22 protein-coding genes and 1 tRNA gene are annotated in these 26,315 nt (G+C 41.6%); 6 read left to right on the forward strand and 17 right to left on the reverse strand.

Annotation, left to right across the window (positions count from 1 at the left end; all coding sequences use genetic code 11):
- Positions 1-5: 5 nt before the first annotated feature.
- The 6 genes from odhB to sdhC all read right to left on the reverse strand — a co-directional run bounded on the left by odhB (position 6) and on the right by sdhC (position 8,012).
- Complete coding sequence (odhB, locus tag ACX1N5_RS09950; protein WP_131382293.1) at positions 6-1,199, reverse strand: 2-oxoglutarate dehydrogenase complex dihydrolipoyllysine-residue succinyltransferase; 1,194 nt, start codon at positions 1,197-1,199, stop codon at positions 6-8.
- Between the two features lie 20 nt (positions 1,200-1,219).
- On the reverse strand, positions 1,220-4,039 hold the full coding sequence (locus tag ACX1N5_RS09955) for a 2-oxoglutarate dehydrogenase E1 component (RefSeq protein WP_458801959.1): 2,820 nt from the start codon (positions 4,037-4,039) through the stop codon (positions 1,220-1,222).
- 573 nt (positions 4,040-4,612) lie between these two features.
- A complete protein-coding gene (locus ACX1N5_RS09960; protein ID WP_004753553.1) occupies positions 4,613-5,323 on the reverse strand; it encodes a succinate dehydrogenase iron-sulfur subunit in 711 nt (236 codons plus the stop codon).
- 14 nt (positions 5,324-5,337) lie between these two features.
- Positions 5,338-7,233, reverse strand: a complete 1,896-nt coding sequence (sdhA, locus tag ACX1N5_RS09965) for a succinate dehydrogenase flavoprotein subunit (protein WP_458801957.1) — start codon at positions 7,231-7,233, stop codon at positions 5,338-5,340.
- A 12-nt stretch (positions 7,234-7,245) separates the two neighbouring features.
- Positions 7,246-7,611, reverse strand: coding sequence for a succinate dehydrogenase, hydrophobic membrane anchor protein (sdhD, locus tag ACX1N5_RS09970; protein WP_004753557.1), 366 nt, complete (start codon positions 7,609-7,611; stop codon positions 7,246-7,248).
- Positions 7,611-8,012, reverse strand: coding sequence for a succinate dehydrogenase, cytochrome b556 subunit (gene sdhC / locus ACX1N5_RS09975; protein ID WP_131382296.1), 402 nt, complete (start codon positions 8,010-8,012; stop codon positions 7,611-7,613). Before sdhC ends, sdhD begins: the two co-directional genes overlap by 1 nt.
- Positions 8,013-8,967: 955 nt before the next feature.
- On the opposite strand from sdhC, the gene gltA reads away from it, so the two are divergent.
- Complete coding sequence (gene gltA, locus ACX1N5_RS09980) at positions 8,968-10,242, forward strand: citrate synthase (protein ID WP_131314073.1); 1,275 nt, start codon at positions 8,968-8,970, stop codon at positions 10,240-10,242.
- Positions 10,243-10,315: 73 nt separating this feature from the next.
- On the opposite strand, the gene ACX1N5_RS09985 is transcribed toward gltA, so the two are convergent.
- The 4 genes from ACX1N5_RS09985 to ACX1N5_RS10000 form a co-directional block, all read right to left on the reverse strand.
- Positions 10,316-10,555, reverse strand: a complete 240-nt coding sequence (locus ACX1N5_RS09985; protein WP_131382297.1) for a helix-turn-helix domain-containing protein — start codon at positions 10,553-10,555, stop codon at positions 10,316-10,318.
- A gap of 226 nt (positions 10,556-10,781) precedes the next feature.
- On the reverse strand, positions 10,782-11,066 hold the full coding sequence (locus ACX1N5_RS09990) for a hypothetical protein (protein ID WP_458801954.1): 285 nt from the start codon (positions 11,064-11,066) through the stop codon (positions 10,782-10,784).
- A gap of 36 nt (positions 11,067-11,102) precedes the next feature.
- Positions 11,103-13,142 (reverse strand): TonB-dependent copper receptor, encoded by a 2,040-nt coding sequence (locus ACX1N5_RS09995; protein ID WP_458801952.1) that lies wholly within the window; start codon positions 13,140-13,142, stop codon positions 11,103-11,105.
- A gap of 77 nt (positions 13,143-13,219) precedes the next feature.
- Positions 13,220-13,618 carry a DUF2946 family protein gene (locus ACX1N5_RS10000; RefSeq protein ID WP_458801950.1) on the reverse strand — a complete coding sequence of 133 codons (399 nt, stop codon included), beginning with the start codon at positions 13,616-13,618 and terminating at the stop codon, positions 13,220-13,222.
- Between the two features lie 414 nt (positions 13,619-14,032).
- Between ACX1N5_RS10000 and ACX1N5_RS10005 the strand changes: the two genes are divergently transcribed.
- A complete protein-coding gene (locus tag ACX1N5_RS10005) occupies positions 14,033-15,658 on the forward strand; it encodes an NAD+ synthase (RefSeq protein WP_458801948.1) in 1,626 nt (541 codons plus the stop codon).
- A gap of 105 nt (positions 15,659-15,763) precedes the next feature.
- Here ACX1N5_RS10005 and ACX1N5_RS10010 read toward each other — a convergent pair.
- Positions 15,764-15,840, reverse strand: a tRNA-Met gene (locus tag ACX1N5_RS10010).
- Positions 15,841-16,199: 359 nt separating this feature from the next.
- Complete coding sequence (gene pobA / locus ACX1N5_RS10015) at positions 16,200-17,432, reverse strand: 4-hydroxybenzoate 3-monooxygenase (protein WP_458801946.1); 1,233 nt, start codon at positions 17,430-17,432, stop codon at positions 16,200-16,202.
- A 141-nt stretch (positions 17,433-17,573) separates the two neighbouring features.
- Here pobA and ACX1N5_RS10020 point away from each other — a divergent pair, with 141 nt between their 5' ends.
- The gene (locus ACX1N5_RS10020) at positions 17,574-18,383 is read left to right on the forward strand and encodes an IclR family transcriptional regulator domain-containing protein (RefSeq protein ID WP_458801944.1); all 810 of its coding nucleotides are present in this window, start codon (positions 17,574-17,576) and stop codon (positions 18,381-18,383) included.
- 42 nt (positions 18,384-18,425) lie between these two features.
- Here ACX1N5_RS10020 and ACX1N5_RS10025 read toward each other — a convergent pair whose 3' ends face one another.
- The gene (locus ACX1N5_RS10025) at positions 18,426-19,901 is read right to left on the reverse strand and encodes an alanine/glycine:cation symporter family protein (protein WP_458801942.1); all 1,476 of its coding nucleotides are present in this window, start codon (positions 19,899-19,901) and stop codon (positions 18,426-18,428) included.
- Positions 19,902-20,605: 704 nt separating this feature from the next.
- On the opposite strand from ACX1N5_RS10025, the gene ACX1N5_RS10030 reads away from it, so the two are divergent.
- Complete coding sequence (locus ACX1N5_RS10030) at positions 20,606-21,313, forward strand: nitroreductase (RefSeq protein ID WP_131382305.1); 708 nt, start codon at positions 20,606-20,608, stop codon at positions 21,311-21,313.
- Between the two features lie 60 nt (positions 21,314-21,373).
- Here the strand turns inward: ACX1N5_RS10030 and ACX1N5_RS10035 are convergent, their stop codons facing one another.
- Positions 21,374-21,763, reverse strand: coding sequence for an NUDIX hydrolase (locus ACX1N5_RS10035; RefSeq protein WP_458801940.1), 390 nt, complete (start codon positions 21,761-21,763; stop codon positions 21,374-21,376).
- Entirely contained in the window at positions 21,763-22,362 is a 600-nt protein-coding gene (locus ACX1N5_RS10040; RefSeq protein ID WP_131382307.1) for a DUF2939 domain-containing protein, read from the reverse strand. The genes ACX1N5_RS10035 and ACX1N5_RS10040 overlap by 1 nt, the downstream gene beginning before the upstream one ends.
- A 258-nt stretch (positions 22,363-22,620) precedes the next feature.
- On the opposite strand from ACX1N5_RS10040, the gene ygfZ reads away from it, so the two are divergent.
- Both ygfZ and ACX1N5_RS10050 read left to right on the forward strand, forming a co-directional pair.
- Positions 22,621-23,343 (forward strand): CAF17-like 4Fe-4S cluster assembly/insertion protein YgfZ, encoded by a 723-nt coding sequence (gene ygfZ, locus ACX1N5_RS10045; protein ID WP_131382308.1) that lies wholly within the window; start codon positions 22,621-22,623, stop codon positions 23,341-23,343.
- 122 nt (positions 23,344-23,465) lie between these two features.
- On the forward strand, positions 23,466-24,173 hold the full coding sequence (locus tag ACX1N5_RS10050; protein ID WP_458801937.1) for a DsbC family protein: 708 nt from the start codon (positions 23,466-23,468) through the stop codon (positions 24,171-24,173).
- A 36-nt stretch (positions 24,174-24,209) separates the two neighbouring features.
- Here the strand turns inward: ACX1N5_RS10050 and ACX1N5_RS10055 are convergent, their stop codons facing one another.
- Both ACX1N5_RS10055 and ACX1N5_RS10060 read right to left on the reverse strand, forming a co-directional pair.
- Positions 24,210-25,196: a bile acid:sodium symporter family protein gene (locus ACX1N5_RS10055; RefSeq protein WP_458801935.1), complete on the reverse strand. Its 987-nt coding sequence runs from the start codon at positions 25,194-25,196 to the stop codon at positions 24,210-24,212.
- Positions 25,197-25,388: 192 nt separating this feature from the next.
- Positions 25,389-26,312 (reverse strand): AEC family transporter, encoded by a 924-nt coding sequence (locus ACX1N5_RS10060; protein WP_458801933.1) that lies wholly within the window; start codon positions 26,310-26,312, stop codon positions 25,389-25,391.
- Positions 26,313-26,315: the final 3 nt, after the last annotated feature.

Consider the following 26,315-nt stretch of genomic DNA (forward strand, 5'->3'; position numbering starts at 1 on the left):
AAAAATTAAAGGTCTAGGATAAGTTTAGCTGGTTCTTCTAACAATTCTTTGATTGTTACCAAGAAGCCTACAGCTTCTTTACCATCGATCATACGGTGGTCATAAGAAAGCGCTAAATACATCATTGGCAAGATTTCAACTTGACCATTAACCGCCATAGGACGTTCTTGGATTTTATGCATACCCAAGATACCTGTTTGCGGTTGGTTCAAAATTGGAGTTGAAAGCAATGAACCGAATGTACCACCATTGGTAATGGTGAACGTACCGCCAGTCATGTCTTCGATTGCCAATTTACCATCACGTGCCTTGTAAGCAAAATCACGAATGCCATTTTCAACTTCAGCATAGCTCATGCGATCAGTATCACGTAGTACAGGAACAACTAGACCACGCTCTGAAGATACAGCAACACCAATGTCGTAGAAACCATGATAAACAATATCATCACCATCAATAGACGCATTGACTGCTGGATAACGTTTTAGCGCTTCAGTAACTGCTTTAACAAAGAAAGACATAAAGCCTAAACGTGCACCATGACGTTTTTCAAAGATGTCTTTGTATTGTTTACGCATTTCCATCACTGGCTTCATGTTCACTTCGTTAAACGTTGTCAACATTGCAGTTTGCTGAGTTGCTGCAAGCAAGCGTTCTGCAACACGCTTACGTAAGCGAGTCATTGGAACACGTTTTTCAATACGCTCACCCACTGCAACGCTTAATGGTGTTACGCTAGCAGCAGCTGGTTTTGCTTGATGGTTTGCAACATCTTCTTTGGTAATGCGACCACCGCGACCTGTACCTTGTACGTCAGTCGCAGCAATACCTGTTTCATTTAATGCTTTACGCACTGCAGGTGCTTGGTCTTGAACAGATGCAGCACTTGTAGCAGCTGCTGGTGCAGCTTTTTCTTCGCTTTGTACAGCTTCAGGTGCTGCAGCTACAGCGCTAGAAACTGCGCCTGCTTCAAATTGAGCAATTACTTCACTAGAAAGAACTGTATCGCCTTCACCTTTCACAATTGCAACTAAGCTACCATCAGCAGGTGCAACAACTTCCAATACAACTTTATCAGTTTCAATATCACAGATCACTTCGTCACGTGATACAGGTTCACCAACTTTTTTGTGCCAAGTTGCAATTGTTCCGTCTGCTACAGACTCTGGAAATACTGGTGCCTTAATTTCGGTTGCCATTCTTTAGTCTCTCCTGATGATTAGGCTTCAATCGCAAGCGCGTCTTGAATTAATTTAGCTTGTTGTTTTGCATGTAAATATGGTGAACCACATGCTGGGGCTGCAGAAGCATCACGACCTGCGAAGCTAATGCGTGCTTGTTTGCCAACATTTGATACTGTTTCGTATAAGAATGGGGCAATAAAGTGCCATGCACCTTGGTTCTTCGGTTCTTCCTGACACCAAACAACTTCTGTTGCATTTGGATAAGCATTAAGAACTTCAGCAATACGTTGTTCTGGGTATGGATACAACTGTTCTACACGAACAATCGCAACATTACCTAGCGCAGCTTCACGACGTTTTTCAAGCAAGTCGTAATACACTTTACCGCCACAGAATACGATACGGGTTACGTCTGCTTTGTTGATTTGATCAACTTCATCAATCACAGTTTGGAATTGACCGTTTGCCAATTCATCTAGGTTAGATACTGCAAGTTTATGACGAAGCAATGACTTCGGCGACATCACAATCAATGGTTTACGGATTGGACGAACAGCCTGACGACGCAATGCATGGTAAATTTGTGCAGGTGTTGTCGGTGTAATCACTTGCATGTTGTCTTCTGCACAAAGCTGCAAATAACGCTCTAGACGTGCAGATGAATGCTCAGGACCTTGACCTTCAAAGCCGTGTGGTAACAACATGGTTAAACCACAAACACGTTCCCACTTGGTTTCACCAGATGCGATAAACTGGTCAATCACCACTTGCGCACAGTTGGCGAAGTCACCAAACTGAGCTTCCCAAACGATCAAACTGTTTGGCAATGTAGTTGCATAACCATATTCAAATGCCAAAACCGCTTCTTCAGAAAGCAATGAATCCCAAAGCGCAAAGCGTGGTTGGTTTTCTTTAACATTACAAAGCGGAATATAAACTGAACCATCTTTTTGGTTGTGTAGTTTAGCGTGACGGTGTGAGAATGTACCACGACCCACGTCTTCACCACTGATACGAACCAAATAGCCTTCATCAAGCAAAGTCGCATACGCTAAAGTTTCAGCAGCACCCCAGTTTAAAGGCGTTTCACCAGTTTGCATTTTCAAGCGTTCGTCAATTACTTTTGAAACTTGACGTTGCATTTCAAAGCCTTCTGGAAGCTGACGCATTTTTGTACCAATCGCTTTTAGACGCTCGATATCAAAAGATGTATCCCAGTTGTCTGTGTAGTCATGACCCAAGTAAGGTGTCCAGTCCACAAACATTTTGGTATTTGGCTCAAGTACCAATGCGTTGGCAACATGTTTACCTGCTTCCAAATCAGCGCGGTAGTCTTCAACCATATTGTCTGCTTCAGCACGATCCAAGATTTTTTGTTGTACTAGCTGATCAGCATAAAGCGTACGTGTAGTCGCTTTCTTGTTAATCACCTGATACATCACAGGTTGAGTTGCAGATGGCTCATCTGCTTCGTTGTGACCACGACGACGGTAACAGAACAAGTCAATTACAACATCTTTGCGGAATGTATGACGGAAGTCATGTGCAAGTTGAGCAATAAATACAACTGCTTCAGGATCATCACCATTCACATGGAAGATTGGTGACTGAACCATTTTCGCAATGTCAGTACAGTATTCGGTAGAACGTGCATCACGTGGATCAGATGTTGTAAAACCAACTTGGTTATTCACAACAATATGAACAGTACCACCAACGGTATAGCCGCGGGTTTGTGACATTTGGAAAGTTTCCATGTTCACACCCTGACCTGCAAATGCAGCATCACCGTGAACAATCACAGGTAACACATCATCACCACCAATGTCTTTACGACGAACTTGGCGTGCACGAACAGAACCTTCAACTACAGGCCCAACAATTTCTAAGTGTGATGGGTTAAACGCCAATGCCAAGTGAACTTCGCCACCTGGTGTCATCACATTTGATGAGAAACCTTGGTGATATTTTACGTCACCAGAGCCTTTCTTGGTCAGTGCTTTACCTTCAAACTCACCAAATAGGTCAGCAGGGTTTTTACCCATAATATTCACAAGCAAGTTCAAGCGACCGCGGTGTGGCATACCAATAACCACTTCCTTACAGCCCACTGTACCTGCACGTTGAATAATTTCATTGACCATTGGAATGAAGGTTTCACCACCTTCCAAACCAAAGCGTTTTGCACCTACAAATTTATTACCGAGATATTTTTCCAAACCTTCAGCGGCAGTCAAACGCTCCAAGAAATGTTTCTTTTGCTCAGCTGTAAAGCTAAATTGACCGCGCGCACCTTCAAGGCGCTGTTGAATCCAGCGTTTTTCTACTGTATCTACGATGTGCATATATTCTGCACCAATAGACCCACAGTAAATCGCCTGCATGGTTTCAACCATTTCACCAAGAGTTGCCTCATCTTTACCAATCGCAAGATTACCGGTGTTAAATACGGTATCTAGATCAGATTTAGTCAACCCATGTGCATTTAATTCTAAATCAGGAACGTCTTCACGCTTTGCTAAACCGAGAGGGTCCAACTTCGCTTTTTGGTGTCCGCGGTTGCGATAAGCAGAAATAAGCTGTAAAACACCAATTTGGCGCTTTTCATGCTCAGTGCTTACGGTACTTTGCACAACAGACTGTACGCGATTTGAATTACGACCAAGTAATAAAAATTGTTCACGCACAGTTCCGTGTGGTTGGTCGCCTTTTGGGAATTTATCGAAATATTGACGCCAGTCTTCACTGACAGATGATGGAGAAGTTAGGTACTGCTCGTATAGTTCTTCGATATACGCTGCACTATCAGCGGAAAGTTCAGTATCAAGACGCAATGCGTCAGCAACTTCTTGCATTTTTGGACCCATTTCCTATTGCAAAAATATTACAGATTACTCAGTGAAGCAATCCATGATCGATAATGTCAGATTGGTAACCATGACACCATGCCCGATGACTTTCATCATCAGGAATATTCGTGCTTATAAAATAAGCATAACCTACCTTATAGGCACAATGAATTATAACGCCCATACCTGGCATCATCACTCATCTTATACCCGACCAAAAGCCGAGCAATTTTTTGCAAATCGTCTTAGATAAAGATAAATACACGATTTAGCTTTTCTAAAACGTTTTCCTGTTACTTTTTAACAATGCTATTTTCTCACATTACGAAAATAATAGCTCTTTTTTTTCACTATTTTTTTTAATATAGTGACTTGCTAAATGCTAACATGTTATCCCAATTGATTTAATTTTTTTCCCACATACCTCTCATCACGCATCAAAATATATAAATACAAAACAGAGATATATGTTGATCGATCCATCAAAAACATGCAATTACAAGGCAACTCAACTTAACACTCCCACTACAAATAAAAAAAAGCGCACATCATTCAATGTGCGCTTTTTTGTACATCTAATTAGCCCGCTTGGTCTAACAACATACTACGGATATGACCGATTGCTTTTGTTGGGTTTAAACCTTTAGGACAAACTGATACACAGTTCATGATTCCTTTACAACGGAATAGACTGAATGGATCATCTAAACGAGCCAAACGATCTTGAGTCGCTGTATCACGCGAATCAATAATGAAACGGTATGCATTTAACAATGCTGAAGGACCCAAGAATTTATCTGGATTCCACCAGAATGATGGGCATGAAGTTGAACAACATGCACACAAAATACACTCATACAAACCATTTAAGTGTTCACGCTCTTCAGGAGATTGCAAACGCTCTTTTGGTGGTGCTGGCTGGTTATTAATCAGGAATGGCTGAATCTTGTTGTATTGATCATAGAACTGATTCATATCAACAACCAAGTCCTTGATTACTGGTAAACCAGGTAAAGGACGGATCACAATCTTCTCAGGAAGATCATTCAGGTTTTGCAAGCAAGCCAAACCATTTTTACCGTTGATGTTCACACCATCTGAACCACAAATCCCTTCACGACAAGAACGACGGAAAGTCAGTGTTTCATCTTGCACTTTCAAAGCTAGCAAAGCATCAAGCAACATACGGTGCTTATCTGTCAACTCAAGCTTAAAAGTTTGCATGTACGGCGCTTTATCCTTATCAGGATCATAGCGGTAGATTTCGAATGTACGAGTACCTCTACTCATCTTTATACTCCCGATTAGAATGTACGTGGTTTTGGTGGAATCGCATCAACAGTCAGCGGCTTATAACGCACTGGCTTATATTCCAAATGATTGTCAGATGAATACCACAAAGTATGCTTCATCCAGTGATCATCACGGCGACCATATGGATATTCAGGATGATCTGGTGGTAACTCATAATCAACAACCGTATGCGCACCACGACATTCTTTACGTGCAGCAGCAGAAATCAGTGTTGCTTTTGCAACTTCATACAAGTTTTCAACTTCAAGTGCTTCAACACGTGCTGTGTTAAATACTTTTGATTTGTCTTTCAAATGAATGTTGCGCACGCGTGATTCTAACGCAAGGATTTGTTTTACACCTTCATCAAGCAATGCTTGAGTACGGAATACACCCGCGTGATCTTGAACGATGTCACGAATTGCATCAGCAACGTCTTGAGCATTTTCACCGCTGGTTGACTCATCCAATTTACGGACGCGAGCCAAAGTACTCACAAGAACGTCTGTTGGAAGTGGTGCGTATTCATCACCATGATGCTTGGTTACATAATCAATAATATGTTCACCAGCAGCCTTACCAAACACAACCAAGTCAAGCAATGAGTTTGTACCTAAACGGTTTGCACCATGTACAGACACACAAGAACACTCACCGATCGCATAGAAACCTTTTACTGGCTTCACGAAGTTACGCTGATTGTTGGCATGATAAGTTTCAGTAGACTTGTCGTATCCAGCATTCAATTCTTCAGCAGTTGCTGCTTCAGGAAGTACAACCTGACCATGAATATTGGTTGGAATACCACCCATTTGATAATGGATTGTCGGTACTACTGGAATTGGTTCTTTAGTGATATCAACGTTCGCGAATTTCTTACCAATCTCAAATACAGATGGCAAGCGTTTCATGATGGTATCAGCACCCAAGTGAGTCATATCTAGCAAGATATAGTCACCTTTAGGACCACAACCACGGCCTTCTTTAATTTCTTGGTCCATAGAACGTGAAACGAAGTCACGTGGCGCCAAGTCTTTTAAAGTTGGTGCATAGCGTTCCATGAATGGTTCGCCATCTTTGTTACGAAGAATTGCACCTTCACCACGGCAACCTTCAGTAAGAAGTACGCCTGCGCCTGCAACACCTGTTGGGTGGAATTGCCAGAATTCCATATCTTGCAATGGAATACCCGCACGTGCAGCCATACCAAGACCGTCACCAGTATTGATATATGCATTTGTTGATGCACGATACACACGACCAGCACCACCAGTAGCAAACAAAGTTGCTTTTGCTTGGAATACTGCAATGTTACCTGTTTCTTGGTCAATTGCTGTTACGCCAAGAACATCACCTTCTTCATTGCGGATTAAGTCAAGTGCAATCCATTCAACAAAGAATTGAGTACCCATTTTCACGTTGCTTTGATAAAGCGTATGCAAAAGCGCGTGACCAGTACGGTCAGCTGCTGCACATGCACGTGGAACTGGCTTCTCACCATAGTTTGCAGAGTGACCACCAAATGGACGCTGATAGATCGTACCATCTTTGTTACGGTCAAATGGCATACCCATGTGTTCAAGTTCATAAACAACTTTCGGCGCTTCACGACACATAAACTCGATTGCGTCTTGGTCACCTAACCAGTCTGAACCTTTTACAGTGTCATAAAAGTGGTAGTGCCAGTTATCTTCCTGCATGTTACCAAGAGATGCACCAATACCACCTTGCGCTGCAACAGTGTGCGAACGTGTTGGGAATACTTTAGTCAATACTGCAACTTTCAAACCAGCTTGAGCTAGCTGATAAGCAGCACGCATACCAGAACCACCACCACCAACGATAACAGTATCGAAAGTCAGGTTTTGGATATTTGAATAATCTTCTTTAGGGGTTATCGCGCCCATGATTTTTTCCTATCAATTCGCCCAGAAAATCTGGATACCCCAGATCGCATACACAAATACAGCAATAATCACTGCAGTCGTTAATACTAGGCGCAAACCTTTAGCAGATGGACCCATTTGACGAGTAGTTACATAGTCAGTAAAGACTTGCCACATACCAATCCAAGCGTGTACAACCAATGATAAAATTGACAGCAATGAAAGAATTTTCATTGGCAAAGTCATCATAAAGCCAGACCATTGTTCAAAGCCAAAGCCGCCGTGGAATAAAATCCATCCAAAGATCACGACTGTATAAACTGCTAGAACAACTGCGCTCACACGTTGGAGATACCAATCACGAGAACCTGAACCTGTTAAACCTGTAGCACTTTTCATTAGAATACGATCCATATAAAAGCTGCGATAATTGCTACCACAGATAGAACCAATGAAATTGTAGCTGCAACTCGACCACTTTGTAGTTCTTCATTAAAACCAAGGTCTGCGAGTAAATGCTTAACACCACCAATAAAATGGTAGATTAAACCTGCTACAAAAACCCAAACAATGAATCGTACTAAGAAATTCCCAAATATTTGTTCTTTCACATAAGTAAAGCCTTCTGGCGAAGACAGTGACTTATCTAATATCCATAAAAGTACTGGAACCAACAAAAATACGATGACACCAGATAAACGGTGCAAGATTGATGCAATAGCCACGGGAGAGCGTAAGTTAACCGCTAACACCTGCCCCATGGACAAATTGACAGGTCTGTTGCTTTTCACAGCGGGCATCCTGTAAGTAGAAACTCCATCCGGAGTTTGTTTGATTAATTCGAAGGAAAGCTGGCATCGTTAGGCTAGCAAATGCCTAAACTTTTAAACGACACTTGATTATAGAACGCAAACTAACAAAATTCAAACAACCTAAATGCCTACAATTTCAATTTATTCTATAAATAAGAATCATTTACACTGTTTATTCTTCACAAATTCCTTGTATTTTTCCATTATTTATTTGCTATGTTATTATTTTTATAAGTGAATTTTAAAACTCAGCATCACTTCCAGAAAATTTTTCCAAATTTCACCCTACAACCAAAGACCAATATTATAAAAAAGAATAAGGAACATTTATCTGAGGAGATACACAACCAACTTTTTGCATACCTTTTCACCATTTTTTAAGTTTTTTAGCCAATTTGAAGATCACTCACCCAAAGAACAACCATTTTTAAAATAAATACTACTCATGAATAAACTTTACTAAGTTGTCGCTTTTTATCATTGTTTTTTTCTATGAGAGTACGTACATTCATCTATATTGAGCTAAATATGTGATCTAGCGCATAGCTTCGTGAAAATTGATTATGACTTTTTACCAATAAATGTTTTACCAAATATTTCGACAGCAAATAACCGTGTTTTATAGACTTTAGGTATTTTCATGATTATTTTTTAGACACTTTTAAGCCTTTTTGCCTCTTTTTCCACATAATAATTGCAATATGTACTGTATTTTTCGCCGCTGCTTGCTGTACATTTATGTCGGACAAAAGAATGCTACTACAAATTTGGATGTATACAGCATGGAGGCTATTAACATAGAGGTTAAAAGTTAATCCAAAGTATTATTGACAATTTTTTAGTAAGGCATAAGCTTTGTCCGTGTTTATCCCCCTGATTACGTTCATTAAAATACAATTAATACGTATCAGATCAACATTCACCAGGACAGGAGATCTATTGAATGTCTGAAGCAACTGGCAAGAAAGCCGTTTTAAAACTTGATGGAAAAGAAATTGAACTGCCAATTTATAGCGGTACATTAGGTCCAGACGTTATTGACGTTAAAGACGTATTAGCCGCAGGTCATTTCACTTTCGATCCTGGTTTTATGGCTACCGCTTCTTGTGAATCTAAAATCACATTCATCGATGGTAACAAAGGCGTTTTATTACACCGCGGCTACCCAATCGATCAATTAGCGACTAAAGCTGACTATTTAGAAACTTGCTACTTGCTTTTAAATGGTGAATTACCAACGCCAGAACAAAAAGCAGAATTTGATGCAAAAGTTCGCAACCACACTATGGTTCATGACCAAGTAAGTCGTTTCTATAATGGTTTCCGTCGTGATGCTCACCCTATGGCTATCATGGTTGGTGTAGTGGGTGCACTGTCTGCGTTCTATCACAATAATTTAAACATCGAAGATGTTAATCATCGTGAAATTACTGCAGTTCGCCTAATTGCGAAAATTCCTACGCTAGCAGCGTGGAGCTACAAGTACACAGTGGGTCAACCATTTATGTACCCTCGCAATGACTTGAGCTATGCGGAAAACTTCTTGTACATGATGTTTGCCACTCCTGCAGACCGTGATTACAAAGTAAACCCTATTCTTGCTAAAGCAATGGATCGTATTTTCACGCTTCATGCTGACCATGAGCAAAACGCATCTACATCTACAGTACGTTTAGCTGGTTCTACTGGTGCAAACCCATATGCATGTATCGCTGCTGGTATCTCTGCACTTTGGGGACCTGCTCACGGTGGTGCAAACGAAGCTGTTCTTAAGATGCTTGATGAAATCGGCACTGTAGAAAATGTTGCTGGCTTCATGGAAAAAGTGAAAACTAAAGAAGTTAAACTCATGGGCTTCGGTCACCGTGTTTACAAAAACTTCGACCCTCGCGCGAAAGTAATGAAAGAAACTTGTGACGAAGTTCTTGCTGCTCTTGGCATCAACGATCCACAACTTGCACTTGCGATGGAACTTGAACGTATTGCGCTTTCTGACGAATACTTCATTAAACGTAACTTGTATCCAAACGTAGACTTCTACTCAGGTATCATCCTTAAAGCGATTGGTATCCCAACAGAAATGTTTACAGTAATCTTCGCTCTTGCACGTACAGTAGGCTGGATCAGCCACTGGATCGAAATGCACAGCGGACCTTACAAAATTGGTCGCCCTCGTCAGCTTTACACTGGCGAAACTCAACGCGACATCAAACGCTAATTTCCCCAAGGAAAGCAGCAAACGACAAAAAAGACCGCATTTCGCGGTCTTTTTTATACTGATTTATACTGAATTAATACATCAAATAACGGACCACAAAACTCGGATTATGAATAAAGAGTTTTAATAATGTCTGTGCGGCGCTCGATGGTTTTCGTGTTCCACGCTCCCAACTCTCCAGTGTTCTGACAGAAACCCCCAAGATTTGTGCCAGTTGTAACTGAGTAATTTGAATACGCTTACGCGCCAATACAATTTGCTGTGCCAATCGCAAATCCTGTGTCTGATGAATGGATTGATTTTTTATGTCCATTATCCTCACCCAATTTTTTATCATGTGACAAACAGCGCATAGCTGCGCGAAGTTAGCTCAACATTGCAGAAGAAACCTGCTTTAGTGGCAGTAAAGTCCGCTGTATAAAACAGCTCAATCAACCAGATTATTGAATGGCAACATCGGTTGAGAGACTGTAATTTGACTTGATACAAGCTACAAACGGCTCTAAATACACCATAAAACAGGTTTCTATACCTTTGACTTAAGGTTGTTTTGCTGAACTTGCAGGCGCATCATGCTGCATATTTGCCATATCATGCTCGCTCATTTTCGACATATCCGTATCTTTCATATTGGACATATCATGTTGTACAGATGCTGAAGATTCATCACCCGTAGAGCGCCATTGCTGAGAGTAGCGATTGATATCATTGCTATCGGATGCAACGCTATAATATAAAAATCCCAAAAAGGTCATACCTAAAATCACAGCAATAATGACACCACGCCAAACCTTTGAAGTGCTTTTACCTTGTGAATTTTCCATACAATTTACCTTGTTACAAGTTGAAAAAATTTTGCGTTAAAATTTAAAGCTCATTCGCACCCAATAATTACGGCCGATATTGTCAAACTGCGTATTTGCGGCATAACCAAAAGCACTCGCCCCCGCTTTATTTAAGTGTTCAGCATAGGCTTTATTCAAGAGATTATCGATACCCAAAGACAGGTCAACACCTTGAGTCAAATGATAGGTTGCGTTGAGCGCAATGGTGGTAAAGGCTTTACTTTCCCCCATGTCATAACCAACAATATTTCCCTGATACAAACTATAATGGTTCTGCTTGGCAACCGAACGTACCAATAAACCCAATGTGTAATGGTCTTGTACATAGCGTAGATTAAGGCGAGCTTCTAGAGGTGCAATTTGTGGTAACGGCGTATGATCGGAAGTATTTTCACCCCATGCATACATGACACTCAAATCAGTTTGAATATGTGGGGTAAATTGATAACCCAACCCTGTTTCTGCACCTGCAATCGTTGCATCAACATTACGCACAGTCGGATAAGACTGTGAAATGCTCGGATTGGCATACTGGATCAGGATAAAATCTTTCACAATACCCGCATATACTGATGCCCAAGCATTCCATTTTCCTTGCTGCCATTGTGAACCAATATCTAGCTGTGTCGTTTTCTCTGTTTTTACAGCATCCATGTTATTAATACTGTAAGCCCCAGAAGAGAGTTTAGTGCTAAATAATTCCCAAAAATCAGGAACTCGTTCAACATAACCTAAACCAACATAATTTTTAATGCCAGAATCTGGCAAACTATTTTCTAAGCGAATAAAAGCACTTGGAACGGTTTCAGTGCGTTCACTTGGATTGGTGATGATATTGGTTTTTGATGTGGTCATTGCCACGCGATCCAGACGTGCCCCTGTCACCAACTGATTACTGTCGTTCAAATGATAGGTCAGTTCACTAAATGCGCCATAGGATTGATATTTCATATTACGCATATAAGGCTTATTCATCATCATCATGGTGCTTTTCATATCTCCACCATGATTCCAATGTTGCGAATCCACACCGCTCACGACGCTCAATTTACCCCACTCGGTGGTCATTGCTAAACGCGAATTGAGTGTTTGACGAGCCAGTTCCATTGAACTTCGCACCCCTGCATTGGCACGGTAACTGTAGTTGTCCATGACATGGTCATTGTCGGTATAGTCGATTTGCGCTTCTATTTTTTTAATATGTTCGCTGATATTTTTCTTTTCCGCATGGAAACCTAAACTTTGGCGCTTGAATTGCACCCCATCCATGGAACGCCCTGCATATTCAGAGTAACCATCTCCTGTACCCGCATTGAGTTCCAGCCATGTATCGTCATCGGGTGTCCATCCCATCGCTATGTCTGCTGTCCAGCGCTCCCATGCTGATGGGGCTTTATTGCCATTACCATCTTTATAACTGTTTGAGGTTGAACGACTGGTCGTTAGGCGCAAATATTTGGTTTCATCACCTAATGTTCCATCAAAATTTTGATCTAAACGACCATAGGAACCGACTAACACACTGGCCGTTCCCTGATATGGCTTTTCACTATTCAGTTTTGGTGGAGTCCGCTCAAAAAGTACGGTTGCGGCTGAACCTGGGGTCGGATACAGTACCGTTTCTGGCCCCTTCACCACCGTAATTTTATCGTAGGTTTCAGGCGAAATATAAGAGGTTGGCGCATCCATACGTGCAGGGCACGCACCAAGTTTTTCAGTCCCATTGGTGAGCATTTTAATGCGTGAACCAAACATTCCTCGGAATGTGACATCGCCATTGGTTCCACCGCTGCTAATGGCATTAAATCCTACAATGCTTTTGAGATAATCCGCACCATCGGTCGCTGGAACAGGTTGAATTGGCTGTTTAGGATCAGCAACCACCACCAAACCATTAGCCTTCTTGCCTTTTGTTGCTGTGACCACAATTGGAGCAAGTTGAATTTCATCTGTCGTTATCGATGATTGATCTGTAGTTTCTTCTGCTTGAGCAAAATTTGAAGCAAGTGCGACTGCAATCGCAAGCGATTGTAAAATAAATTTCGGCTGTGACATTAATTTTCTCTTTTATGTCATAAACAAAATCCTTGAGGGTTTCCTCAAGAACAAATACCTTGTATTGAATATTTTGTTTAAGCAAAAAGAGGGGGCGCTCGCCCTTGTGGAATAAGAAAAAGTCGTTGTAAAACAAAATAGATATGCTTAAAAGCTTTTTGAAAAGCAATCAGGCGAACTTGCAGACGTTCGAAAACTTCTTTAATTTCCAGATCAAGAAAGGCAACCATGTGCCCATAAACTTTACAATAAAGACATTCATGATTTGGGTCGTGCTGATGCTTGTCATGCACCGAGGCGTGGGACAACATATGCATACCCTGCATATGTGACATATCAGCCATCGACATATCCATTTGGGTGGCATTGCTATGATTTGTAAGGGCTAATGCATCGGAAACAGTGGCACATACCGGAGAAATCTGAAAATTTTCCGGAAGCAGCGCCTGTAAAAATACGGCGATTTGCAGCAACATTGCACTCAGTGCAAGTACAAATCCAGTTCTTAGCAAACTTAACCTTCTCTGCTCAGCAACCCCAATATGGCTGTTAAAATGATCAGCCTTTTAAACTCGCGCCAGTCTACTATATTTATTTTGTTTTGGCTAAAAATTTGAAAGCCTGGATTTTTTGAAGATAAAGCTTTGACATAGAAAAATTTGTTCTATATTCACTAGGGTCGATTTTTTATTAAAACTGAGCAAAAATGTTGGTTTTTCTGTATTTCCAGCAGAATTTTTTTAGATTTAAGATCAATCTAAGCTGTGTTTCGTATATAGTATGACTACCTGAACGCCACTGTATATCCCTGTTATACTTTACATTACGCTGAACAATTAAATTTATAAATCAGCCTGATGTAAGCCCTATAGGAATAGGATTTTATTTGAATGAAAAATTTTAAAATTGCCCTTGCTCAATTCTCTCCACATATTGGCAATATTGAAAACAACACCCAGAAAATGATCGAACAGGCAAACCAAGCCAAACAACAGCATGCTGACATTATTTTATTTCCTGAGCTCAGCATGATTGGTTACCCTGCAGAAGATTTATTTTTGCGCCCTAGCCTAAAAAAACGCACTGAAGCTGCGTTGGCTGAACTGAGCAAAGTCAAAGATATCGTGATGGTCTTTGGCTTTGTACATCATACTGAAGATGGTCAACGCTTTAACTCAGCAGCCGTGATGAAAGACGGTGAAATTCTGGGGATTTATAACAAACAGAATTTGCCGAACTACAGTGTATTTGATGAAAAACGCTACTTTGCCGTAGGTCAGCAACACCTGATTTTTGAATATTTAGGACATAAATTTGGTGTACTGATTTGTGAAGATATTTGGAGTCTTGACACCGTACAGCAATTGAGCCAACTCAATGTCGACAGTGTACTTGTACTCAACTCATCACCTTACGAAGTGGGTAAACCACAGCACCGTTTAACCACCATGGCTAAAGTGGCTAATGAGCTGAATATCAACCTGATTTATAGCAACCAAGTGGGTGGTCAGGATGATTTGATTTTTGATGGCTCAAGTTTTGCAATTAACCGCAATGGTGATGTCGCTTTACGTGCTGCAAGCTTCAAAGAAGAACTCTACTATGTAGACTTCGATACAGAACAGGCTGCTTACACTAAGCAAACCCTTGTTCCTGAACTCGACACCATGGCTGAAATTTATCAAAGCCTAGTCATGGCAACCCGTGACTATGTTCAACGTTCAGGTTTTCCTGGTGTTATTTTAGGCCTATCTGGCGGGATTGACTCTGCTTTAACCTTAGCGATTGCAGTTGATGCTTTAGGCGCAGATAAAGTTCAAGCTGTGATGATGCCATATACGTATACCTCGCAAATTAGTGTTGAAGATGCAGCGGAACAAGCAAAAACTTTAGGGATTACGTTTGGGATTGCAGAAATTCACCCGATTGTGAATAGCTTTATGCAAACCCTGTATCCTTTCTTTGGTGATCGCCCTGCCGATGCGACCGAAGAAAATCTTCAGGCACGTGCACGCGGCACTTTACTCATGGGCTTGTCGAACAAGTTTGGTAATTTAGTCCTGTCTACAGGCAATAAATCTGAGCTTGCTGTAGGTTACTGCACACTGTATGGCGATATGGTCGGTGGTTTTGCGGTTCTTAAAGATGTGTACAAAACCATTGTATTTGAATTGGCAAAATACCGTAACAGTATCAGTGAAACTCCAGTGATTCCTGAGCGTGTCATTACTCGCCCACCTTCAGCAGAACTTCGTCCAGACCAAAAAGATCAAGACTCATTACCTGCATACGATGTGCTTGATGCCATTTTATATGCTTACATTGAAGAAGACAGCAGCCAAGCGGACATTATTGCTCGCGGTTTTGATCAGGCAACTGTAGAAAAAGTCATTCAGTTGGTTGATCGCAATGAATACAAACGCCGTCAGGGTGCAATTGGTCCACGTATTAGCTCACGCGCGTTTAGCCGTGAACGCCGCTACCCAATTGTAAATGGCTGGAAAGCTGGTATCTAATTAAAAAAATACAAAAGCCCGAATTTATGTTCGGGCTTTTTTATATCTTAGGCATACGTCAGGCACAAAAAAAGAAACCATGCAGTGATGCATGGTTTATAAAAATGGTGGCTATGACGAGACTTGAACTTGTGACCCCCGCATTATGAGTGCGGTGCTCTAACCAACTGAGCTACATAGCCGTAAACTGTGCGTGCATTATCTACAGTTCTTTAAATCACGTCAACAAGTTTCAGCACCATCTGTTCAGCAAATATGCAAAATTTAGTGTTTTGACTATAAATTAACTATTTTTCTGTAGTTTACAACTCAAAAAGTGGCTCAATGCATAAGTTTTCATAGTGAATACTGACGCATGATAAATGCCATCAGCGCAATAAGTAGAATATATTAACGTGTTAACTCATCACGTATTTTGTCCAACTTAAGGTTGAGCACAATTATAGAAACCTTATGATAGATATCATTAGGATATCGTTATATTGCCGTTTAATTGGCTACAGGCAGAGCTTCTGAAAAGTTAGTCAATTTAATGCAATCCTTATGAAGCTTTCTGGCAATTTCCCTCGGCAAGCAACTGCTGTAAATGCTCAACTTCGCATGGTAAACCCACGTAGTTTTCTGCCAGTGTTGCCTGCCCTGCTTCAGAGCCTAAGACATAGTTCAATTCAGCCTGTTTCAGCTTTTTCTCAAAGGCAGTATCCGTTTCAAAATCATGCAATAGATTCGTCATCCACCAAGAAAAACGTTCCGCTTTCCATACGCGCTGTAAACATTTCTCCGAATACTGCTCAATACCTTGCTCAGAACCGTGCTGATAATATTCAATTAAGGCACTGGCCAAATATGCAATATCTGAAGCCGCAAGATTTAGACCTTTCGCTCCCGTTGGCGGCACAATATGTGCAGCATCTCCTGCCAAGAACAACTTACCAAAGCACATTGGCTCGGTGACAAAACTCCGTAATGGCGCAATACTTTTTTCCAATGAAGCACCTGTCACGAGTTTTTCTCGGCTTTCAGGGTCTAAACGGCGTTTTAACTCTTCCCAAAATTGTTCATCTGACCAGTTTTCCACTTTATCGGTCAAAGGTACTTGCAAGTAATAACGGCTACGGGTATTTGAGCGCATACTACATAGTGCAAAACCACGTTCTGACTTTACATAAATCAGCTCATCTGCAACAGGTGGCACATCTGCCAGTAAACCTAACCAGCCAAAAGGATAAACCTTTTCAAAGGTTTGAATACGCTCTTGTGGGATACTGGCACGAGAAACACCATGATAACCATCACAGCCCGCGATAAACTCACAATCAATCTGGTACTGCTCCCCCTGATAGTCAAAAGTGACTTTTGGTGCATTGTCGAAATCATGAATTTGTACATTCTGTGCTTCATAAAATGAACTGAGCTGTTCCTGTTGGCGCGCTTGCATCAGATCTTTAGTCACTTCTGTTTGACCATATACCATCACCTGTTTGCCTTGTGTCAATGCTGACAGATCAATACGATACTTTGTACCATGACTCAGAATCTCAATACCTGAATGTGGCAAACCTTGCTGTTTGAGATGCTGATCGACGCCTGCCAAATGTAACAGGTCAACAGAAACCTGTTCTAAAATACCAGCACGAATACGCGCCGCTACATATTCAGCACTGCGTTGCTCCAGCAAAATATGCTCAATCCCAGCTTTATATAGCAACTGCCCAAGTAACAAACCCGCAGGCCCTGAACCAATAATCACAACCTGAGTGTTGAGATTTTTCATGATGATATCCCTATCAAATTAATATCCTGCAAGTAAATTAAGCTGTTTTTTCAGATCACTCTATGTCTAGAATAGAAAAATGCCCGCTATACGATATCAGTGTCCGAATATCGGACAATTTTCAAATAGGATATACTTGCCATGGAACAACAGGCATATCTCCAAGCAGCAAATGGAGAAAAGATTGCTCAGGAAGACTATATTGCAGGCTTGGCTAAAGGGCTGATCGTACTTGAAACCTTTGGTACAGAAAGACAACGCCTGAATATCACCCAGATTTCCCAGCGTACGGGCATTAGCCGCACAGCGGCACGGCGTTATGCCAAGACTTTAAAATTTTTAGGTTTTTTAGATAGCGATCAACATTATTTCTGGTTAACACCGCGTGTGCTGCGCTTCTCCAGCGCCTATCTGAGTTCTGCACACCTACCCAAAATCGCACAACCTTTGCTCAACTTGCTGAGTGTACAGACCAATCAGACTTTTTCGGTCGTAGTGCTAGATGAACATGAAGTCGTACCGATTGCCCGCAGCTTTCTACCACAACCTGACAGCTTGCGTCTTAACCCTTACGGCATGCATTTGGGACATCGCCTACCTGCTCATGCCACCTCAACAGGTAAATTACTCTTGGCACAACTTAGCCAAAGCGAACGCCAAGCGTGGGTACAGCGCTATGGTTTAAAACGCCTCACACCATTTAGCGTGACCAATGAAAGTGAATTTTTGCAGGAACTCGAGAAGATTGCCCAACAGGATTATTGTATTTCACAGGAGGAGCATGAGCTTGGGATTATTGCAATTGCGGTTCCTATTTTTGATGCTCAGGGACAAGCCATTGCAGCGCTAAACTGCATTGGGCAACAACAGCGGATTGATGAAAACTATTTGATCAAGAGTATTTTGCCATTACTCAGACATTGCGCTCAGGAAATTCGCAATATGCTCTAAACAAAAAAAGCCAGTGATAACACTGGCTTTTTCGACTGGATCTTACCAAATATCGGTATCGATCTTTTTCTTATATTCTGGATGGTTGTCCAATTTAAATACAGGTTCTTTCACGCCACGGCCAAGCTGTGCACGATAATCTTTCAGCATCATACGCAAGAATGGCATGAGGAGTAAGATCGCAATCAAGTTGATGGTTGCCATGATACCCATCGACAAATCTGCCATCGACCAGACCAAAGGTACGCTGGTAATCGCGCCGAAGTACACCATAAACAGTACCATCAGGCGGAAAATAAACATCACCACAGGGCTGTTATTAATGAACTGCACATTACTTTCTGCATAAGCATAGTTGCCTAAAATCGCAGAGTAGCAGAACAGGAACAGGATAAAGGCAAGAAAGTCACCGCCATAATGCCCAATCTGGGTTTCCAAAGCATGCTGAGTTAATTCAACACCTTGCAAACCTGAATTGGTGTAAACGCCTGAAATCAGAATGATCAACGCAGTACTGGTACACACCACAAAAGTATCTACAAACACACCGAGCATTTGTACCAAACCTTGGTTGACTGGATGTTTCACATCCGATGCCGCGGCCGCATTTGGCGCTGACCCCATACCCGCTTCATTCGAGAACAGACCGCGTTTGATGCCTTGCATCATCGCCATAGACACCATGCTACCGAAGAAACCACCCGCAGCAGCATCAAACTGAAATGCTTTACTAAAAATCAGGTAGAAAATGTGCGGAATAATGTCGTAATTGCTAATACAGATATAAAAAGCCAGCGCCAAATACAAACCTGCTTTCAATGGCACAAACATTTCAGCGAAATGTGCAATCCGTTTAATCCCACCAAAGATAGCCAGTGCGGTAATCGTAACCAAAGCCAAACCGACCCAAGAAATAGTCAGGTTAAGACCACCAAGTGGAAGAATAATATTGGCTTTGTCCCAACCCCAAGCATGCGAAGAAGCATCAATCATGGCATTGGCTTGCACCGAGTTAAATACAAAACCATATGCCAGAATCATTGCTAGCGCAAAAATAATCCCGAACGGCTTACTCTTTAAGCCCTTGGTAATGTAGTAGGCAGGACCACCACGAAACTGTGCATTGTGTTCATCACGGATTTTAAACAACTGTGCCAAAGAGGACTCAACAAATGCTGAACTCATGCCCACCAATGCAGTAACCCACATCCAAAATACCGCACCAGGCCCACCAATTGCGATTGCCATAGCAACCCCACCGATGTTCCCCACACCAACGCGACTCGCCAAACCTGTAACAAAAGCCTGAAATGGAGTAATCCCATGTTCATCCTGTCCTGGTTGACGGCTTTCTTTCATGACCCGAATACTTTGTAAAAACATTCGAATCTGTACACCGCCTGTTACAACGGTATAAATTAAGCCAACTGCAAGTAGCAAAATTACCAAGAAATTCCATAATGGGTCATTAAAGTATGCAACCCAACGCATGAGAAATGCATTTAATTCCGAATTCATTCAGACGTCCTTCTAGATCATACGGGCATCACTCGTTGGAGAATTCAATACTCTTTCTGCATAGGTTGGCAATATATCATTGACTGATATTCGCTCGCGATTATGTATTGTCCATGAAAGAGTTTACTAATTTCCCTTACAAAAGTCTGAGTGATAGTCAGCATTATTATTGAGCCATATATGCTCATCATAAAGCGCCGCATCTAAGCCGTGCTACACAATAAAATTGCTTAGCCATCAACAAAAAATTTTTGACTGGTACAAGTCAAAATCAATAAAATCTTTAGAAAAGATTAAGAATAAAACAGTATGAAGAATTTCCCACCCTGCAAAAACTGCACCAAAAAAATCTCTTGCACCAAAAAAAGACGCAATTATACCGATATGAAACTTAAAACCAACTTATTTTTAGAATTTTGCACCATTTTAGTGATTATTTTTCAAACTATTTTTTACTATTATTTATACAAGCAATCTCATTATTTAGTATAAATAAACAACAAATATTCTATATTTTTTCAATTTAACTCAAAATTTCCTTCGTAACAACAGTTAGTTAAACCTGACCATTTATTCAAAAAAAACAGATGATAGTTTTTCGACAATCATCCGCATAATTCCTTACGGGTTTCTCTAGCCACTGCCTAATGCTATCGTTTATAGTGCTAAAAAAATCATTAACTCATGAGATTACAGGAGTACTTATGAACTTGGAGCAAGTTCGCTACGTCGATGATGCCATTACTTCACGCCATTCAGTACGTGCTTTTTTAAACACCCCTGTTGAACCACAGCTTATTCAAGATATTTTAGCCGTTGCAAGCCGCGCACCATCGGGTACCAATACTCAACCATGGAAAGTCTATGTGGTGACAGGCAAAAAACGTGATGCAATCGTTGAGCGTGTATGTCAGGCTCAAATTGAAGTGAACCAGCATCCTGAGCTTGCTGAAAAATATAAAGAAACTTTCGCTTATTATCCTGAAAAATGGATTTCACCATTTATTGACCGCCGTCGTGCCAATGGCTGGGGCTTATATGGTTTGCTTAACATTCAGCGCGGCGAAAAAGAAAAAATGGCTGCGCAGCAATTACGAAACTTTAAATTGTTTGATGCACCCGTGGGCTTATATTTTACCGTCAACAAAGCGATGGGTATTGGTTCAAAAATGGATATTGCCATGATGATTCAAAATATTATGGTCGCAGCGAAAGCCCGTGGTCTGGACACTTGCCCACAAGCAGCATGGAACCACTTTCACCCGATTGTACTGGAAGAACTGGGCGCACCTGAAGATGAAGAGCTGGTCTGTACCGTTGCGCTTGGCTACGCCGACCCAAATGAAATCGTGAATACTTTTATTACTCCACGCGAGCCAGTCGAAAGCTTTACCGTTTTTCTAGAAGAATAAACCCTGAAATGCTGAATCATAGTCAGTCTGCTGGCTATGATTCATTTAAAAACTTGTGCTCTACACCATCCCCTGAAAATTCAAACAATCCCGCACCCGTTTTTGTTGCATCGCATTTAATTCATCCAGATTAAACCACTGATATGCTGAATGTTCATCGCTCAACTGAATATGTGCCTGCTCAGGCAAATAACAACGAAAAATAAAAGCGTGTGAATTGACCGCACTGTGATAATACACGCCACTCAAATAGGCAATTTCAACCGTACAGCCCAGCTCTTCCTGACATTCACGCAGCAAGGCTTGATGAATGGTTTCTCCAACATCCAGACCACCGCCAGGTAATCCCCACGCCTGATTGGCATAAGTGGCTTTCAGTAGTAATACTTGTTGCTGATGATTGGTAATCACCGCATGTGAACTCATACGGTACAGATCATGAAAACCCATTAAGATGCCTGCTGTGTACCCAAGCCCAGATCAATATCGGTCATTTTCCAATGCCAGCCATCACGGGTAAAAATAAACTGGGTGTCTGCACCTTGTAAATGCACCACATGAATCACAAAATGGTTTAAATCGCGATAGCCTGCATGATATTGCAACTCGCTGCTGCTCGCTGTCGATACAGGATCAGACGCTGTATGACTCATATTTGCTTCTATGATATTTGAGCTATTATCTTCAGTCTTGTGATGAATGGATAGGGATTGTGCCAACTGCTTACCTTGTAATAATAAAATCAGGGTCTTCGGCGTAACTACACGATCAAGCACCGCATCGGTAATCGGTTCAGCCAGATATTGCTCCACCAAATGCTTCCAGGATGGGTGCTGCCCTTGATTTAAATCTGCAGCAAACCATTGTGCATTCATTTGTGGTTTAAGGCTTTCTTTTACCGCCTCATAATCAATATATGCAGAAATTCGTTCAGGCTGATTGTTTTCATAAGCTTGCTTGAGCTGATATAGCATCCAGTAAGGCGATGCCAACCATGCCGCTATGAACAGTGCAACCGCGACACTAAGAGTAACAATGAGCTTTTTCACCGCAACTTTGCCCTATTTTTTACCACGAAAGAAAGTGCGTTAATGTAACCGATTCGCCATTTAGATGCTGTAAAAGCTTTGCTGATTTATGTAGTAATTGCTTTATTTCTCGACACAACAATGACGGTATTCAAACGGCTCAGCATGTATTTTGTCTATTTTCCGGCTTTGCGCAGAAACATAACAATCTACGGCTGAATTTTCCAAGAAAATCCGCCACAATAGATCCTATAGTCAAAACCTAATTTTGAGAACAAGATGAGTGATTTAGCTTTTATTCAATATCAACTCAATGGCGTAGATGCGCAAAAATTTCTGCAAGGTCAAGTCACGTTGCATGTTGAACGCCTCCCAGAACAAACACCTCGCTATACGGCTATCTGTGATTTAAAAGGCCGTATTCAGTTTGGGTTATGGCTCACTAAACTTGACGCTGAACATTTTGATATTGTCGTCACCCAAGACCAGAGTGAAGAATTTGCCAAACATATTAAAAAATATGGTGCTTTTTCTAAAATGACGTTAAGCACTGTAGGCGAGGTTTTCCCTACCCTCACTGCGACCAGCACAAGCTTTGCTGCACAACCTACAGATATCACAGCATGGCAACAACAAGCGATTGCACAAGGACAAGCCTATATTCGCCAAGCCACTGCACATAAGTTTCAACCACAAGAGCTACGTTTGCATCAGCGTGAAGGTGTCGATTATGACAAGGGTTGCTATTTAGGTCAGGAAATCGTGGCACGTTTATGGTTTAAAGCCAAACCTAAACACTGGCTACACTTAGTTGCAGGAACAGGAGATGTTCCCGTGATGGCAAGCCAATTACATAGTGATGTTGAAGTGGTCAATAGTGTTGCAACTGCAACAGGTTTTCAGGCACTCGTAGTTGCTAAACCTGCTGCTCTGACCGAACTGAATTTGACGGTACTTGACTTGCCTGCACAGCTCAGTGCCGATGTCGCTCGCCCACAGTAGAATACGCCCTAGTCTTTGGGTAAAACAAAAACTTTTACCCAAAGCCAAACACTCAAAAATTGTGTAAATTGCATTCGTTTTCTTCCGCCCGTATTCCTCAAAACATCCATCAGAGTCACTTTATGAAAAAACTCCTTGCCGCGCTCGGACTTAGTCTTATGACAATCGGTATGGCACATGCAGATATTGCGACACTAAAAGCCAACCTGCAAAAAAATTATCCAGACGTTATACCAGAATCGATTCAACCGACACCAATTAAAGACATCTATGAAGTCTATATGGATGGTGAAATCGTCTATACCAATGATGAAGGACGTTATTTCTTTATCGGCAATTTGGTTGATCTAAAAAACCAAGTCAGCCTGACCGAACAGCGCCAGCAAGAATTAACCAAAATCGATGTAAAAACTTTACCGCTCAATCAGGCAATTAAACATGTCAAAGGCAACGGTAAACGCGTACTGTATATTTTCAGCGACCCTGATTGTCCATACTGCCATGCACTAGAAGAAGAACTCAAACAAGTCGATAACGTCACGGTTTATTTATTCTTGTATCCATTGACGAACTTGCACCCCAATGCAGAAGCTATGGCACAGAAAATCTGGTGCTCAAAAGACAAATATGCAGCATGGGAAGGCTACGTTCTGGATCGCAAACAACCAGGCGATAAAGTGAGTTGTGCAACACCGATACAGAAAAACCTAGAATTGGGTAAAAAACTCCGTATTGATGGTACACCAACCTTCTTCCTAAAAGATGGTCAGCGTATTTCTGGTGCACGCAGTGCCGATGATATTAATAAATTACTAGATTCAGTACAGTAACTGAAACAACCTCAGCTCTCGTGGCTGGGGTACTTTTTATTTGTCATCCAAAGATTCATCGCGCTGCGCAAAACGGCTGGCAATAATACCGCAAACAATTAACTGAATCTGATGAAATAGCATCAGCGGTAACAGTATTAAACCAATCGGCTGCCCTGCAAAAATAATCTTCGCCATCGGCACACCACTGGCTAAAGTCTTTTTAGAACCACAAAATAAAATCGCAATCTGATCTTTTTGATTAAAGCCTAGAGCACGGCTGGAAAAATGGATGAGTAGCATTACGATTGCCAGCAACACACCACACACCACAAACAAGCCCACCAGCGTTTGAGCTGACACCTGATGCCAAATCCCTTCAATCACGGCTTCACTAAATGCGGCATAGACCACCATCAAAATCGAGCCCTGATCAACACATTTGACCACCGAACCATGTTGCTTAATGAGTGGGAAAAGTTTTGAGCGGCAAATTTGCCCCAATACAAAGGGAACCAATAGCAGCGACACAATATTCAGCACAGCATTGGATGAGCCTGTGTCATGATGTGACAAGGACTGACCAATGAACAGACTCACTAAAAACGGAGTAATAAACATCCCGAAAATATTGGATGCCGATGCACTACACAATGCAGCAGGTACATTGCCCTTAGCAATTGAAGTAAAGGCAATCGATGACTGTACCGTTGATGGTAACAACGCCAAGTACAAAATACCCAAATACAGCTCATGCCCCAGTAATGGTTCAATCACAGGTTTCAGCAACAAGCCTAAAATTGGGAACATGACAAAAGTGGCAGTAAAAATACACAAATGCAGGCGCCAATGCGTCAAACCATCCATCACCGCCTGACGAGACAGTTTTGCCCCATGCAAAAAGAATAATAATGCAATGGCAAAATTGGTGAGTTGCCCAAAGATACTGGCAGCATGACCATGAATCGGTGCAAAGCTGGCTAAGACCACCATACCAATGATCATCAGACTAAAATTATCGGGTAAAAAACGTGGTCGAGCCATTACACTTCCTTTTGGTTAATTCGTCTCTGGCGCTCTTGGATTAGATCATGAGAATTTTCAAATGACTTTTCACATACTTAAAAATGGCTTTTTGATCGCAAAGCACATCATCATGATTGAAATTTCTGAAAAAATAGAACGAAAAATCACTTGCTGCATAGTAACCGCAGACAATTTAACGGGTCAACCCATCTACCACCAACAGGCAATCAGCAAGCTAATCCCGATAAAACCTAAAAGGGTACTGAGCATGAGTGCAGCAACAGCGCGCTGCTCCAACCCATAAATTTGCCCTAAAATACCAAATACGATTGGCATCGGCAAAGCTGCAATCAAGGTCGCGGCATGTTGCATTTCTATAGAAGCATGAGGCAAAAGAAAAAATAGACAGAAAACGACACTCGGCATCAACACTACTTTCAGCAACACTAACATAATCGTTTGCGTATCGAGCGCTCGCAATTGCATGCCAACCAAACTGCCTCCAATCACCAGAAGCGCCAAAGAAGGTGCTGTTTTTCCTAAAACATTTAGCACATTATCGAGTATTTCAGGTGGCCTTAACTCGAAGATAACTGCGAGCATTGCCAAAATAATCGAAATCACCAAAGGATTTTTTAGTAAATTTCTTAATGCCTGATACAACATTCTTGAAGGATGATGCTGCGCCTGTAGACCTGCTTCTGCCAGTAACAACACCATGGGTATCATCAGCAGGCTTTCGATCATTAAAGTCAATGACAGATAAATCACAGCATGATTGGGTAACACTAACGGTAAAATTGCACTCCCGATTAATCCAGTATTGGACATTGATGCGCCCATGGACAGAACTGCGGTCTGGGTCGGGGAATGGTGAAAGTGTCGTTTATAAATCCAGTATGCCAGTGCATATAAAATCAGTGACCCGCCTGCATACGCCAGCAAATAGGGCAACAACCAGATTTCATGCAGATTTTTGCTAGCAAGGGAATGTAAAATTAGCGCGGGTAGTGCAATCTTGATGACATAGCCACCTAAGCCCTTAATCTGCTCGGCAGTCAACAAACCCAACTTAACACTTGCATAGCCAGTGCCCATGAGCAGAGACATGGGCAACAAGATTTCAAAAACCAATCG

The sequence above is a fragment of the Acinetobacter sp. ANC 4636 genome (assembly GCF_054454555.1).

Excerpts from the sequence above, each read along its gene's own strand:
- odhB (WP_131382293.1), bottom strand. The coding sequence starts at position 1,199 with ATGGCAACCGAAATTAAGGCACCAGTATTTCCAGAGTCTGTAGCAGAC.
- ACX1N5_RS09955 (WP_458801959.1), bottom strand. The coding sequence starts at position 4,039 with ATGCAAGAAGTTGCTGACGCATTGCGTCTTGATACTGAACTTTCCGCT.
- ACX1N5_RS09960 (WP_004753553.1), bottom strand. The coding sequence starts at position 5,323 with ATGAGTAGAGGTACTCGTACATTCGAAATCTACCGCTATGATCCTGAT.
- sdhA (WP_458801957.1), bottom strand. The coding sequence starts at position 7,233 with ATGGGCGCGATAACCCCTAAAGAAGATTATTCAAATATCCAAAACCTG.
- sdhD (WP_004753557.1), bottom strand. The coding sequence starts at position 7,611 with ATGAAAAGTGCTACAGGTTTAACAGGTTCAGGTTCTCGTGATTGGTAT.
- sdhC (WP_131382296.1), bottom strand. The coding sequence starts at position 8,012 with ATGCCCGCTGTGAAAAGCAACAGACCTGTCAATTTGTCCATGGGGCAG.
- gltA (WP_131314073.1), top strand. The coding sequence starts at position 8,968 with ATGTCTGAAGCAACTGGCAAGAAAGCCGTTTTAAAACTTGATGGAAAA.
- ACX1N5_RS09985 (WP_131382297.1), bottom strand. The coding sequence starts at position 10,555 with ATGGACATAAAAAATCAATCCATTCATCAGACACAGGATTTGCGATTG.
- ACX1N5_RS09990 (WP_458801954.1), bottom strand. The coding sequence starts at position 11,066 with ATGGAAAATTCACAAGGTAAAAGCACTTCAAAGGTTTGGCGTGGTGTC.
- ACX1N5_RS09995 (WP_458801952.1), bottom strand. The coding sequence starts at position 13,142 with ATGTCACAGCCGAAATTTATTTTACAATCGCTTGCGATTGCAGTCGCA.
- ACX1N5_RS10000 (WP_458801950.1), bottom strand. The coding sequence starts at position 13,618 with ATGTTGCTGCAAATCGCCGTATTTTTACAGGCGCTGCTTCCGGAAAAT.
- ACX1N5_RS10005 (WP_458801948.1), top strand. The coding sequence starts at position 14,033 with ATGAAAAATTTTAAAATTGCCCTTGCTCAATTCTCTCCACATATTGGC.
- pobA (WP_458801946.1), bottom strand. The coding sequence starts at position 17,432 with ATGAAAAATCTCAACACTCAGGTTGTGATTATTGGTTCAGGGCCTGCG.
- ACX1N5_RS10020 (WP_458801944.1), top strand. The coding sequence starts at position 17,574 with ATGGAACAACAGGCATATCTCCAAGCAGCAAATGGAGAAAAGATTGCT.
- ACX1N5_RS10025 (WP_458801942.1), bottom strand. The coding sequence starts at position 19,901 with ATGAATTCGGAATTAAATGCATTTCTCATGCGTTGGGTTGCATACTTT.
- ACX1N5_RS10030 (WP_131382305.1), top strand. The coding sequence starts at position 20,606 with ATGAACTTGGAGCAAGTTCGCTACGTCGATGATGCCATTACTTCACGC.
- ACX1N5_RS10035 (WP_458801940.1), bottom strand. The coding sequence starts at position 21,763 with ATGGGTTTTCATGATCTGTACCGTATGAGTTCACATGCGGTGATTACC.
- ygfZ (WP_131382308.1), top strand. The coding sequence starts at position 22,621 with ATGAGTGATTTAGCTTTTATTCAATATCAACTCAATGGCGTAGATGCG.
- ACX1N5_RS10050 (WP_458801937.1), top strand. The coding sequence starts at position 23,466 with ATGAAAAAACTCCTTGCCGCGCTCGGACTTAGTCTTATGACAATCGGT.
- ACX1N5_RS10055 (WP_458801935.1), bottom strand. The coding sequence starts at position 25,196 with ATGGCTCGACCACGTTTTTTACCCGATAATTTTAGTCTGATGATCATT.